This window comes from Curvibacter delicatus NBRC 14919, assembly GCF_001592265.1.
Taxonomy (GTDB): domain Bacteria; phylum Pseudomonadota; class Gammaproteobacteria; order Burkholderiales; family Burkholderiaceae_C; genus Hylemonella; species Hylemonella delicata.
Map to the genome: position 1 here is coordinate 1 of NZ_BCWP01000058.1, position 12,361 is coordinate 12,361.

Below are 12,361 nucleotides of genomic sequence, written 5' to 3' on the forward strand. Positions count from 1 at the left end.
GTCCGGGGAATCGGGGGAAGCCCAACACAGGGTCACGCGCCCTTGGTTCGATCTACACGAACAACACGGCCAAGCCAATCTATGTATCGGTCACCGGAGCCGGCTTTAACTACTGCATTGTCTACTTGCAGGTACAGGGAGTAACTGTAGGAAGGCAATGGTCTGGTGGGGGAGGATATTCTCAGTTTCCCAACATTCAGGCCATCGTCCCCCCTGGTGGAACTTATTCATCGACCACCGAAAACTGCTCTCTAGGACAGTGGACGGAACTGCGTTGATGGCCCTCTTGCCAATCCGGGGTGTGGAGGCATGTAGGTCAGGGCGCGAAGGCTTGGGTTAATTTCGATGGAACAACTTGTGGTCCATCTGGGAGTTGGTGCGCCATCCGTTCCTCCTTTAATGTCGCTGGGGTGCAGGTAATGGGTTCGGGAGGGTCAACTCGATATGCGGTGTTTTTTCAGACGCCGATGGTCGATCCGAACTACGTCGTCAACATTTCCGCCGATTCATGGTGGAAGAATGGTTATGGTCATGCACAAGTCTGCGGGCTTTCCTATGCAACCTTGACACCACAGACAACAACAGCAGTTGAGGTTGATTGCTCCTACCAGGATGACAATAACAACGTGATGTATGCGTATCCAATAAGAACGGGTTTGATAACGGTCTTCGGTAACTAGGCTCTTGCCAATCCGGCATTTGGGTTGCAATTGGTGGCGCCAGTTTAGGCGTCGGCCAGTCATGGCAGGATTTCACGGCAATTCGAGCTTATGGCTCGACCTATACAAATACTACAGGAAGGTCTATTCAGTTTGTTGTTGGAGGCAGTACTACCGGGTATACCGCAGGTGGCGGTGTCGGAGCTTTCGTGAACGGGGTCCAATTACCTTACGTCTGGGCGTACTCTGGAGCCGTCGGTGCTCAATCAGGTGTGATTACGGTTCCACCAGGACATACGTACTCTGCTTATACCGTTGGAAATATTTCATCGATATATTGGCTTGAACTCCGGTGAGCCTCTTGCCAATCCGGTAGCTGGCTCGGACAAGGGATCGGGAACGGCCAAACGTGGCTGGATGTAACCAGTGCGCGATCAAATGGAGGCACCTATACCAACAACACCGGCAAGCCGATCTATGTGTCTGTTTCTTTCACGGGGTCTTCGTCTGCATATTCACGTCTTTATGTGAATGGCGTTATCGTGGCCACGAACAATAGTGGTGGAGCAGGATATTCACAGGTCAATCTTGTCTCCGGGATCATCCCAAACGATTCAAGCTACTCTGCCTGGTCGAATGCAGGTTTGTCCACCTGGTTCGAGCTTCGTTAGCCATCTTGCCAATCCGGGGTGTGGGTTGGCCAGGGAATAGGCTTTGGCCAAACATGGCAAAACATGCTCGGAGTAGCGTCAAGCTGCTCTGGCCCACGTGCTGCCGGCGTCGTCTGTACGAACACGAGCGGGAAACCGATTAAGGTCTCCGGTATCAATTGCCCAGCAGGTAATTATTGGGGATACCAGGACTTCTATCTGGAGGTTGATACCTTGATCGTCGGCCGAATCCGTCAGTGGGCCGAAACTGAGGTGAACTGCCTTCACATTTCGGAAATCATCCCCAATGGAAGCAGCTACCGCTTCAGCGTGAATGCCGGCGTGCTGGTGTACTGGTCGGAGCTACGCTGATGGCCTTCTTGCCAATCCGGTCTCTGGGTTGGACAGGGACTGGGAAGTGGACAGACGTGGAAAGATGTACGTGCTATCAGAGTCTTAGGGGAAAGTTCTCGACCTCGATTTCGCCGAGCAGCTCGCTGTCATCCTCGATGTCGAGCCAGGCAAAACGCGCCGTGCCCTCGAACTGGACTTGCAGCGATTCAAACAGCGGCTGGTAGCTGCGGCAGCTGCCACACCAGAGCGCGCACAGGCAGACCACGTCGAGCCGTTCACCGGCAGGGAGCTGCGTCATCATGGCCAGCCTATGTGCAACGGAGCGCTGCGGACACCCCCTGGATGCGGCCGCAAGCTGTGGCAGCTTGGCCGGACCCGGGGCATGGCCGCAGACCTCGTGTCCAGCATCAGAAACCGGTGACCACCGCGCCCTTGAACTCGGTCTGCACGAACTTGCGGATTTCCTCGGACTGGTACACCTTGAGCAGCTTGGCCACCCAGGGCTTGGACTTGTCCTGTTCGCGCACGGCGATCAGGTTGACATAGGGGCTCTTGGCGTTTTCCTGTGCAATGGCATCCTTGCCCGGGTGCAGGCCGGCCGGCAGCGCGTAATTGGTGTTGACGCCGGCGGCATCCAGGTCATCCAGCGAGCGGGCCAGTTGCGCCGCTTCCAGCTCCACGAACTTGAGCTTCTTGCGGTTTTCAACCACGTCCAGCGGCGTGGCCTTCAGGCCGGCATCGGCCCGAAGCTTGATCAGGCCCTGGTCCTGCAGCACCAGCAGCACACGGCCGCCATTGGTCGGGTCGTTCGGGATGCCGAACTTGGCGCCGTCCTTCAGCTCGGCCAGGCTTTTGACCTTCTTGGAGTAGATGCCGATCGGGAAATTCACCGTGTTGCCGACTGCCACGATCTTGTAGCCGCGGTCTTTCACCTGCTGGTCGAGAAAAGGCTTGTGCTGGTAGCTGTTGGCGTCCAGGTCGCCGGCCGCCAGTGCGGCATTCGGCTGGATGTAATCGCTGAACTCGACCACCTGGATCTTGAGCCCCTGCTTTTCGGCCAGCTTCTTCACTTCCGCAAAGATCTGGGCATGCGGGCCGGCCGTGACACCGACCTTGATCGGCTTGTCCTGCGCCAGGGCGGGCACCAAGAAGGCGGCCAGTGCCAGGGCAGCAACCGATTGAAGGGCAAAACGCTTGTTCATGAAAACTCCTTGAATAGAACAACCAGAGAACAACAGATGAATCTGAAAGAAAGAAGAGACCTTACTTGTGGCGCAACCGGTGCACCAGGCTGTCGCCCAGGCTCTGCACGCTCTGGACAAACAGAATGAGGATCACGACCACGGCCAGCATGACTTCCGGCAGGAAACGCTGGTAGCCATAACGGATGCCCAGGTCGCCCAGCCCGCCGCCACCGACCGCACCGGCCATGGCCGAATACCCCGTCAGGCTGACGAAGGTGACCGTCAGGCCGGCCACGATGCTCGGCAAGGCTTCCGGCAGCAGCACCTTGAAAACAATCTGCTGCGTGCTAGCACCCATGGCCTGTGCCGCTTCGACCAAGCCCGGGTCCACCTCGCGCAGCGAAGCCTCCACCAGCCGCGCCAGAAAAGGCCCGGCCGCCAGCGTGAGCGGCACCACGGCCGCCGCCGTGCCGATGGAGGACCCGGTGATCAGACGCGTGAGCGGAATCACGGCCACCAGCAGGATGATGAATGGCGTGGAGCGCACGGCGTTCACGATGCCACCAACGACCCGGTTGGCGACACGGCTCTCCAGCACACCGCCGCGATCAGTCAGGCGCAGGTACACGCCCAGCGGGATGCCGATGAGCGCGGCAAAGGTGCCCGAAATGCCGACCATCAGCACGGTCTCCCAGAGCGAGCTGGCAAACAGTTCCAGCAGTTCTGCAGTGAATCTCTCAAACATGGGATAGCTCCTGTACCTGCACGCCGGCGCTGCGCAGATGCGCGATGGCGGCAGCCAGCTTGTCTTGTGCGCCGCGAGCCAGGACGGCCAGCGATCCGAACGGATGGCCCTGCACCTCGTCCACGTGGCCGTGCACGATGTTGAGGTCGACGTCGTAACGGCGGATCACATCCGACAGCAAGGGCCGGTCCGACTCGTCACCGGCAAAGATCAGGCGCAGCAACACCCCCTGCGCCGCCGGCACACCGCCCAGCAAGCTGCGCACCCGCTCCAGCACGCTGGTTGGCAAGGCCTGGGGCACGACGTCGTCAATCAGGCTGCGCGTGGTCTCATGCTGCGGACGGCTGAACACCTGCAAGGTGCCGCCCTGCTCCACGATCCGGCCGGCGTCGATCACCGCCACCTGGTCGGCCACCTGCTTGATCACCTGCATCTCGTGCGTGATCAGCACGATGGTCAGGCCCAGCTCGCGGTTGATGTCACGCAGCAAGGCCAAAATGGCGCGTGTGGTTTCGGGATCGAGCGCCGACGTGGCCTCGTCCGACAGCAGCACCTGCGGCCGGCTGGCCAGCGCGCGGGCAATGCCGACGCGCTGCTTCTGCCCGCCGCTGATCTGCGCCGGATAACGGTCTTGCAACCCCGCCAGGCCCACCAATTCCAGCAGCGGCGCCACCCGCGCCCGGATCTCGGTGCGCGACAGGCCGGCCAGCTCCAGTGGCAGCGCCACGTTGTCAAACACGGTGCGCGAGGACAAGAGGTTGAAGTGCTGGAAGATCATGCCGATGCCCTGGCGCGCCTTGCGCAGGGCCGGCTCGTCCAGCGTCGTCAGCTCGACCCCGTCCACCCGGACCTGGCCTGCCACCGGACGGTTGAGCAGGTTGATGGTGCGGACCAGCGAACTCTTGCCGGCGCCGCTGCGGCCGATGACGCCAAAGATCTCGCCACGCGCAACGTGCAGATCCACGCCGCGCAACGCCTCCACCGGCCCCTCCGGGCCCTGGTAGGTCTGAAATATTTTTTGCAGTTCAATCATGGTGGGGAGTCGATTCATCCGTTCCGCTCAAGCCAACCGGCGCCGCATGTCGCAAGCCCGACCGGGACAAGGCAAGGACATGCCTTGCCAAATCCATGGCCCAAAACAGTGGAGAGGAAAATTGTGACCTGAAAGGTTGGTGGCGAGGAGGATATCAGGCGTGACATCGCACCTTGCCTGTCGGCACATTGACGGGTGACTTGTCGACCAGAAACTCAAGGCCGCTTGGTTCGATCACTCTGGCCTCTTTGTTTTTCAAATTCATTGGGCAGATTCTGAAAGGAATCACCGCCAAGTAGAACTACCGTTTTTTCACATGCATATAACCGTCCGATCTAAGAAGACATGTCTTGTCTGCAGCGGAAAATGTGTTGGTTGTGGACTTGATGGTTTGGATTGTCACCGGCTCAGCAAGGCCGCCTAACGGGAGCGCTCGGACGGGCTGCCTGCAATCAGAAGTACCGACATGTTCTGTGTTCCTGCGTGCCTGTGGATGACGTTTCTGCCGGCTTATTTCTTGGTGTAGATCTGGTCGAAGTACGCGCCATCGGCAAAGTGATCCTTGGCCACCTTCTCCCAGCCACCGAAGGCCTGGTCAATGGTGAACAGGTTCAGCTTCGGCAACTGCTTGGCGTACTTGGCCTGTGCCTTGGCCGAGATCGGACGGTAGAAGTTCTTGCCGATGATGTCCTGCGCTTCCTCGGTATAGAGGAACTGCAGGTAGGCCTCGGCCAGCTTGCGCGTGCCCTTGCGGTCCACGTTCTTGTCGACCACGGTCACGGCCGGCTCGGCCAGGATGCTGATGGAGGGCGCCACGATGTCGAACTTGGTGCCGAACTCCTTCTCCAGCAGGTAGGCCTCGTTCTCCCACGCGATCAGCACATCACCCTGGCCGCGCTGGGCAAAGGTGATGGTCGAGCCGCGGGCGCCGGTGTCGAGCACCGGCACATTGCCGTAGAGCTTGGCGACAAAGTCCTTGGCCTTGTCGTCGCCACCGAACTTGCGTTTGGCGAACTCCCAGGCCGCCAGGTAGTTCCAGCGCGCACCGCCCGAGGTCTTGGGGTTGGGCGTGATGACGCTCACGCCCGGCTTGATCAGATCGTCCCAGTCCTTGATGCCCTTGGGATTGCCCTGGCGCACCACCAGCACGATGGTCGAGTTGTAGGGCGAGGAGTTGTGCGGCAGGCGTTTTTGCCAGTCGGGCGCGACCCAGCCGCCGTTCTTCACCAGCGCGTTGGTGTCACCGGCCAGGGCCAGCGTTGCCACGTCGGCATCCAGCCCGTCGATGATCGAGCGCGCCTGCTTGCCCGAGCCGCCGTGCGACTGCTTGATGGTCACGTCCTGGCCGGTCTTGGCCTTCCAGTGCTTGGTGAAAGCGGCATTGACCTCGACGTACAGCTCACGCGTCGGGTCGTAGGACACGTTGAGCAGCGTGGCGGCCGGTTGGGCCAGACTGCCCAGGGCTGTCCCTGCCAGTGCGAAGGCCACTGAAAGCTTGATAAAGTTGCGCCGTTGCGTCATGTTTTTTCCTTTTCAAATCCGTGAATGAATGGCGATGAAATGGATTCTGTTGAAACATGATCAAAACTGGAACGAATAAGATTTCAGTTGCTTATTCCCTAAACATCTGAGTGATTGAAAGAGGCTGCATATGGCACGCATGGTGAACTGCATCAAACTGGGCAAAGAGGCCGAAGGTCTGGACTTCCCGCCCTACCCTGGCGAGCTGGGCAAGCGCATCTGGGAAAGCGTGAGCAAGGAAGCCTGGGCCGCCTGGCTCAAGCACCAGACCATGCTGGTGAACGAAAACCGCCTGAACCTGGCCGATGCCCGCGCCCGCCAGTACCTGGCACGCCAGATGGAGAACCACTTCTTCGGCTCCGGTGCCGATGCCGCCCAGGGTTACGTGCCGCCGAGCGCCTGAGCGCCCCCCCTTTTTTCCATCGTTTCTCTCGCAAGCTCCTGTGACGGAACCGGTGCACGAAGCAGTTCAGGCCGCACTTCACGCTGCAGGCCTGCCCCAGGCTTGGGCCTCACAGCCCGTCTGGCGCATCCTCGACACCCATTTCGACCTGCCGCGTTTCCTGGCCCTCTGGCAAGCGTGGCAGGCCGATGCGCAGCGACCGCGACTGCTGCACGTGGTCGCCCTCACCCGGCAGCCGCCCGCTCTCTCCGAGCTGCAAGCCGCCCAGGCCGCGTCGGAAAGCCCTCAGCTCGTGCAGGAACTGGCTGCCCAATGGCACGGCCTGTTGCCGGGTTTTCACCGCCTGCTGCTGGCGCAAGGGCAGCTGGTGCTGACCCTGTGCGTGGGGGAGCTGCAGCCCCTGCTGCGTGAGCAGCAGTTCGAGGCCGACACCGTCCTGCTTGATGACCAAGCCACCTGGGACCGCTGGAGTGCCAAGGCCCTGGCGCGCTGCTGCCGGCGCGGCACCCCACTGGCCTGGGTCGGCCCGTCGCCCGGCCCGGCCCCGGCCCTGCGCGAGGTGCTGGGCCAGAGCGGCTTCGCTTTCCAGGCCAACCGGGCCGAATACGCCCCCCACTGGGTACTCAAGAGCAGCCGCGAAACCCTGCGCACCCAGGCGACCGCACCCGCCACCTGCGCCGTCATCGGTGCCGGTCTGGCCGGCGCCAGCGTGGCCGCTGCCCTGGCGCGGCGCGGCTGGCGGGTCCAGGTGTTTGACGCTGCCCCAATGCCGGCGGCCGGTGCCTCCGGCCTGCCGGCCGGGCTGGTGGTGCCGCATGTCTCGGCGGACGACAGCCCGCGTTCGCGCCTGTCACGCGCCGGTGTGCGGCTGATGCTGCAGGAAGCGCGCCGCCTGCTGCCCGAAGGGGTGGACTGGGCCCTCAGCGGCGTGCTGGAGCAGCGCCTCGATGGCCGCGCCGGCCTGCCGGCCCACTGGCCTGCCGCCGGCAGCGAGATCTCACGCCCGGCCCCGCCCCTGGAAACATCCCCTTGGCACGAAGGCTGCCCCGCGGTGCCCGCACTCTGGCATGCACAGGCCGCCTGGATCAAGCCGGCCCGCTTGGTGCAGGCCTGGCTGGCCCAGCCGGGCGTGCAGTTCTGCGGCAACGCCAAAGTCAGCACCTTGCGCCGAACCGACACGCCCTCCGGCACGGTATGGCAACTGCTCGGCCGCGATGGCCAACTCCTCGGCAGCGCCAGCCAGGTGGTGCTGGCCAATGCCAGCGATGCGCCGCGCCTGCTGGACAGCCTGCGCGCCGAACTGCCCGAACTCGCGCAGCTGCCGCCGGTGCATGAGATGCGCGGAGTGCTGTCCGCCGGCCTGCGCCAGGCGGGTGATGAAGCCGCCCTGCCACCGTTCCCGGTGAATGGCCTGGGCGCCCTGATTCCATCCGTGCCCACCGAGGATGGCCTGGCCTGGTATGCCGGCGCCACCTATGAGGCGGCGCAGCAGCCACCCGCCATCGCAACGGAACACCACCACCGCAATCTGGAGAAGTTGCGCACGCTGCTGCCGGTGGCAGCACGCGCCTTGGCCCCCGCGTTCACGCCCGAGGCGGCACGGGGCTGGGGTGGCACGCGCTGCGTCAGCGCCGACCGCCTGCCACTGGTGGGCCCGCTGGAAGACGGCCCCCGGCCGACCCTGTGGATCAACGCCGCCATGGGCTCGCGCGGTTTGAGTTTCTCGCTGCTGTGCGCAGAACTGCTGGCGGCGCGCCTGGGGGCCGAACCCTGGCCGGTGGAGGCCAGCCTGGCGCACTTCCTGCACGCGCGGCGCCGGCCATCTTCGCAGGGCGAAGGATCCTGATCAAAATGGCATCCAAGCCTTGCCAAAACAGCGCAAACAGCTATACATTTTGTAGCATGAACGAGATTACCCCAAGGCCGCCAGGTTGCTCTTGGTCGTAGCGGGAATAATGGAAGGCCCATGAGCCAGCGCCACAAGATCATCCTCGACTGCGATCCCGGCATAAACGATGCTGTGGCCTTGTACTTCGCCTTGGCCCAGCCCGAGATCGAGCTGCTGGGCATCACGGCCACCTTCGGCAATGTGTCGGCGGCACAGGCGGCGCGCAACGCCATCTACCTGTGTGCGCTGGCGGGCCGGCATATTCCGGTGTGCGAAGGCGTCAACACCCCCACGCGCAAGGCCGGGGTGCGGCCGGACACCGGGAGCCACGGTGCCGACGGCCTGGGCAACCTGCCCGAGCGCCGGCGCGACAGCTATTCACCCGATGAACGCTCCGCCGCGCGTTTTATCGTCGAGCAGGCCAACGCGTACCCCGGCGAGGTCACGCTGGTGACCACCGGGCCCCTGAGCAACCTGACCCAGGCACTGCGGCTGGAGCCCAGGCTGCCGGCGTTGCTGAAACAGGTGGTCGTGCTGGGCGGCAGTATTGCTGCGCCCGGCAACGTCTCGCCGGTGGCCGAGTCCAACATCTGGCACGACCCGCACGCGGCGGATGTGATCTTCACCGCCGGTTTCCAGCTCACCTTGGTGGGACTGGACGCGGCGCAGCACATGGCCGTGCCACTGGCCTTGTTCGAGCGCGTAGCGGCCCAGCACCGGCACCCGGCCACCGACCTGCTGCTGCATGCCGCGCGCTTCTCGGTTGATTACTACGCCCACCTCGACCCCGAACTGGCGCGCCAACAGGCCTGCCTCAGCCACGACGTTCTGGCAGTGATGTTTGTCTTGCGGCCCGACCTGTTCCGCACCGAACCCGGCCGCGTGCGCGTAGCCACCGAGGGGCTGGCCGAGGGCCAGACCATCATGGACCGGCGCGAGCATGTGCTGTACCCCCAGCACGGTTGGGAAGAGCACCTCCCGCGCATCCAGGTCTGCCTGGGCGTGGATGCCCCTGCCTGCCTGGCCTGGCTCGCATCCAGCCTGGCGGGCGACTGGCTGCCCGCCCCGGCCTGAGCCCTGAAGCACGCCATATTCCCCAATTGCATATATCTCAAAGAAAAATGTAGTTTGGAATTCATGGAGCCCCCTCTACAGTCGCGTCCATGCATGACGTGGCGTTTGTTTTTGCGGGCTTTTTTGTCGGTCTGGTCGTTGGCCTGACCGGCGTGGGCGGCGGCTCGCTCATGACGCCGATCCTGATCTTCTTTTTCGGCGTCAAGCCCTATCTGGCGGTCGGTACCGACCTGCTGTTCGCCGCCTTCACCAAACTCGGCGGCACCGTGCGCCTGGCGCGTGCCCGCGTGATCGACTGGCGCATCGTGCTCAACCTGTCGGCCGGCAGCATTCCGGCCGCCCTGATCACCCTCTACATCCTCCACCACATCGGCCCGACCAATCCGGCCGTGCAGAGCCTGATGACCAGCACCCTGGGCGCTGCCCTGCTGCTGACGGCCGCCGCCACCTTCTACAAGGCAGTGCGCGGCAAGGCACTGCCAGCCACGCTGGCCCAGGGCCAGGAAGCGCGTGCCGCGACGCCGCGCCACTGGAGCCTGCCGCTGCTGCTGGGCGCCGTGGTGGGCACGCTGGTCACACTGACCTCGGTCGGCGCCGGCGCCATCGGCGTGAGCGTGCTGCTGATCGTCTACCCGCTGCTGCCGCTGCCGCGCATCGTGGCGGCTGACATTGCCTACGCCGTGCCGCTGACGCTGGTGGCCGGTCTCGGCCACGCCTCGCTCGGCTCGGTCGACTGGCCCTTGCTGGCCAAGCTGCTGGCCGGTTCGCTGCCCGGCATCTGGCTCGGCTCGCACCTGATGCACCGCATCAACGAGCGCGTCATCCGCTCCGCCCTTTCCGTTTTGCTGGCCTGGGCCGGCCTCAAGCTCATCGCTATATGAAGAAACACCCCCAGGCTACGTGCACTACGTGTCACTCCGCCACCCCCCTCAAGGGGGCAACGCCAGTGGACCGGCGAAGCCGGTTCCACGGCGTTCCCCGTAAAGACACGCGTTCCTCCATCTAAGTTTTCTCGCTATGTACCAGTACACCGAATTCGACCGCCAGTTCGTGCACACGCGCGCCGCGCAATACCGTGACCAGCTTGAACGCCATCTGTCCGGCCAGTTGAGCGGCGACGACTTCAAGCCGCTGCGCCTGCAGAACGGCTGGTACATCCAGCGCCATGCGCCCATGCTGCGCGTGGCTGTGCCGTATGGCGAGCTCTCCAGCAGCCAGGTGCGCGTGCTGGCCCGCATTGCGCGCGAGTACGACCAGCCGACCTCCGAACTGTTCCAGGGCGCGGTGGCGGCGCAGAACCGGCTGGGCGAGATCCAGCTGCGCGACGGCCGCGCCATCGGCAGCCGCCTGAGCACCGGCTACGCCCACTTCACCACGCGCCAGAACGTGCAGTACAACTGGATTCCGCTGACCAAGAGTGCCGACGTGATGGACCTGCTGGCCAGCGTGGGCATGCACGGCATCCAGACCAGCGGCAACTGCATCCGCAACATCACCACCGACGAACTGGCCGGCATTGCCGTGGACGAGGTGGCCGACCCGCGCCCCTTCGCCGAAATTCTGCGCCAGTGGAGCACGCTGCACCCCGAGTTCGCCTTCCTGCCGCGCAAGTTCAAGGTCGCCATCACCGGTGCCCGCGAAGATCGCGCTGCGATCGGCTGGCACGACGTCGGCCTGCAACTGGTGCGCAACGAAGCCGGAACCCTGGGCTTCAAGGTGCTGGTGGGTGGCGGCATGGGCCGCACGCCGGTGATTGCTAGCACCATCCGCGAATTCCTGCCCTGCGACCAGATCCTCAACTACCTGGAAGCCGTGGTGCGGGTCTACAACCGCTGGGGCCGGCGCGACAACGCCTACAAGGCGCGCATCAAGATCCTGGTGAAGGCCGAAGGTCAGCGCTACATCGACGAGGTGGAAGCCGAGTACCGCGACATCGTCGAGAAGGACGGCGCACCGCACACCATCACCGCGGCCGAGTTCGAGCGCGTCAGCGCTTCGTTCGTGCCGCCGGCCCTCAACTGCGACCGCAAGAGCGCCGATGCCAAGATCGCCCACATCCTGCGCGCCGCCGCCGAGGACGATGTGGAGTTCGGCCGCTGGCTGCAGCGCAACGTGGCGCCGCACAAGAACCCCGACCTGCGCGCCGTCACGCTTTCCTTCAAGCGCCTGGCCCAGGCGCCGGGCGATGCCACCGCCGACCAGCTCGACGCCGTGGCCGAACTCAGCGAGCGTTTCAGCGCCGGTGAGGTGCGCGTCACGCACAACCAGAACCTGGTGCTGCCCTGGGTGCGCTGCGACCAGCTGCCCGAGCTCTGGCGCGAGGCGCGCCGCCTCGGCTTGGCCAAACCCAACATCGGCCTGCTGACCGACATGATTTCCTGCCCTGGCGGCGACTTCTGCGACCTGGCCAATGCGCGCTCGATTCCGGTGGCTGCCGCCATCACCGAGCGCTACCAGGATCTGGACGAGCTGCACGACCTGGGTGAGATCGACCTGCACATCAGCGGCTGCATGAACTCCTGCGGCCACCACCACAGCGGCCACATCGGCATCCTGGGCGTCGACAAGGATGGCAAGGAGTGGTACCAGGTCACCCTGGGCGGCTCCGACGGCACCACGCTGTCCGGCCCGGCCGGCGCCGGCAAGGTGGTCGGCCCCTCGTTCTCCAGCGCCGAAGTGCCGGATGTGATCGAGGCCGTGCTGGAAACCTACCGTGCGCAGCGCACAGCCGACGAGCGCTTCATCGAGACACTGCGCCGCGTTGGTGCCGAGCCGTTCAAGCAGGCCGCCAACCAGATGCGCCACGATCTGGAACGCCGCGCCGAAGCACTGGCCGAGCACCCGCACGCT

General features: G+C 63.9%; 10 protein-coding genes. 5 read left to right on the forward strand and 5 right to left on the reverse strand.

The window, feature by feature from the left end; translation table 11 throughout:
- Positions 1-1,757: 1,757 nt before the first annotated feature.
- From CDE01S_RS17090 to CDE01S_RS17110, 5 genes are all read right to left on the reverse strand, one after another.
- Positions 1,758-1,964, reverse strand: coding sequence for a thioredoxin domain-containing protein (locus CDE01S_RS17090; protein ID WP_066710496.1), 207 nt, complete (start codon positions 1,962-1,964; stop codon positions 1,758-1,760).
- A gap of 106 nt (positions 1,965-2,070) precedes the next feature.
- Complete coding sequence (locus tag CDE01S_RS17095; protein WP_066710506.1) at positions 2,071-2,865, reverse strand: MetQ/NlpA family ABC transporter substrate-binding protein; 795 nt, start codon at positions 2,863-2,865, stop codon at positions 2,071-2,073.
- A gap of 61 nt (positions 2,866-2,926) precedes the next feature.
- Positions 2,927-3,592, reverse strand: coding sequence for a methionine ABC transporter permease (locus CDE01S_RS17100; RefSeq protein ID WP_066710509.1), 666 nt, complete (start codon positions 3,590-3,592; stop codon positions 2,927-2,929).
- Entirely contained in the window at positions 3,585-4,625 is a 1,041-nt protein-coding gene (locus tag CDE01S_RS17105) for a methionine ABC transporter ATP-binding protein (RefSeq protein ID WP_066710512.1), read from the reverse strand. Before CDE01S_RS17105 ends, CDE01S_RS17100 begins: the two co-directional genes overlap by 8 nt.
- 510 nt (positions 4,626-5,135) lie before the next feature.
- Positions 5,136-6,146 (reverse strand): sulfate ABC transporter substrate-binding protein, encoded by a 1,011-nt coding sequence (locus CDE01S_RS17110; protein ID WP_066710514.1) that lies wholly within the window; start codon positions 6,144-6,146, stop codon positions 5,136-5,138.
- A 130-nt stretch (positions 6,147-6,276) separates the two neighbouring features.
- Between CDE01S_RS17110 and CDE01S_RS17115 the strand changes: the two genes are divergently transcribed.
- The 5 genes from CDE01S_RS17115 to CDE01S_RS17135 form a co-directional block, all read left to right on the forward strand.
- A complete protein-coding gene (locus tag CDE01S_RS17115) occupies positions 6,277-6,549 on the forward strand; it encodes an oxidative damage protection protein (protein ID WP_066710516.1) in 273 nt (90 codons plus the stop codon).
- Positions 6,550-6,601: 52 nt separating this feature from the next.
- The gene (gene mnmC1, locus CDE01S_RS17120; protein ID WP_157077176.1) at positions 6,602-8,395 is read left to right on the forward strand and encodes an FAD-dependent 5-carboxymethylaminomethyl-2-thiouridine(34) oxidoreductase MnmC1; all 1,794 of its coding nucleotides are present in this window, start codon (positions 6,602-6,604) and stop codon (positions 8,393-8,395) included.
- A 120-nt stretch (positions 8,396-8,515) separates the two neighbouring features.
- The gene (locus CDE01S_RS17125; RefSeq protein ID WP_066710521.1) at positions 8,516-9,511 is read left to right on the forward strand and encodes a nucleoside hydrolase; all 996 of its coding nucleotides are present in this window, start codon (positions 8,516-8,518) and stop codon (positions 9,509-9,511) included.
- Positions 9,512-9,600: 89 nt separating this feature from the next.
- The gene (locus tag CDE01S_RS17130; RefSeq protein WP_066710523.1) at positions 9,601-10,392 is read left to right on the forward strand and encodes a sulfite exporter TauE/SafE family protein; all 792 of its coding nucleotides are present in this window, start codon (positions 9,601-9,603) and stop codon (positions 10,390-10,392) included.
- A 136-nt stretch (positions 10,393-10,528) separates the two neighbouring features.
- Positions 10,529-12,361: nitrite/sulfite reductase (locus CDE01S_RS17135; protein ID WP_084382965.1), on the forward strand; the 1,833-nt coding region annotated here is incomplete at its 3' end.

Excerpts from the sequence above, each read along its gene's own strand:
- CDE01S_RS17125 (WP_066710521.1), top strand. The coding sequence starts at position 8,516 with ATGAGCCAGCGCCACAAGATCATCCTCGACTGCGATCCCGGCATAAAC.
- CDE01S_RS17100 (WP_066710509.1), bottom strand. The coding sequence starts at position 3,592 with ATGTTTGAGAGATTCACTGCAGAACTGCTGGAACTGTTTGCCAGCTCG.
- CDE01S_RS17090 (WP_066710496.1), bottom strand. The coding sequence starts at position 1,964 with ATGATGACGCAGCTCCCTGCCGGTGAACGGCTCGACGTGGTCTGCCTG.
- CDE01S_RS17130 (WP_066710523.1), top strand. The coding sequence starts at position 9,601 with ATGCATGACGTGGCGTTTGTTTTTGCGGGCTTTTTTGTCGGTCTGGTC.
- CDE01S_RS17115 (WP_066710516.1), top strand. The coding sequence starts at position 6,277 with ATGGCACGCATGGTGAACTGCATCAAACTGGGCAAAGAGGCCGAAGGT.
- CDE01S_RS17105 (WP_066710512.1), bottom strand. The coding sequence starts at position 4,625 with ATGATTGAACTGCAAAAAATATTTCAGACCTACCAGGGCCCGGAGGGG.
- CDE01S_RS17095 (WP_066710506.1), bottom strand. The coding sequence starts at position 2,865 with ATGAACAAGCGTTTTGCCCTTCAATCGGTTGCTGCCCTGGCACTGGCC.
- CDE01S_RS17110 (WP_066710514.1), bottom strand. The coding sequence starts at position 6,146 with ATGACGCAACGGCGCAACTTTATCAAGCTTTCAGTGGCCTTCGCACTG.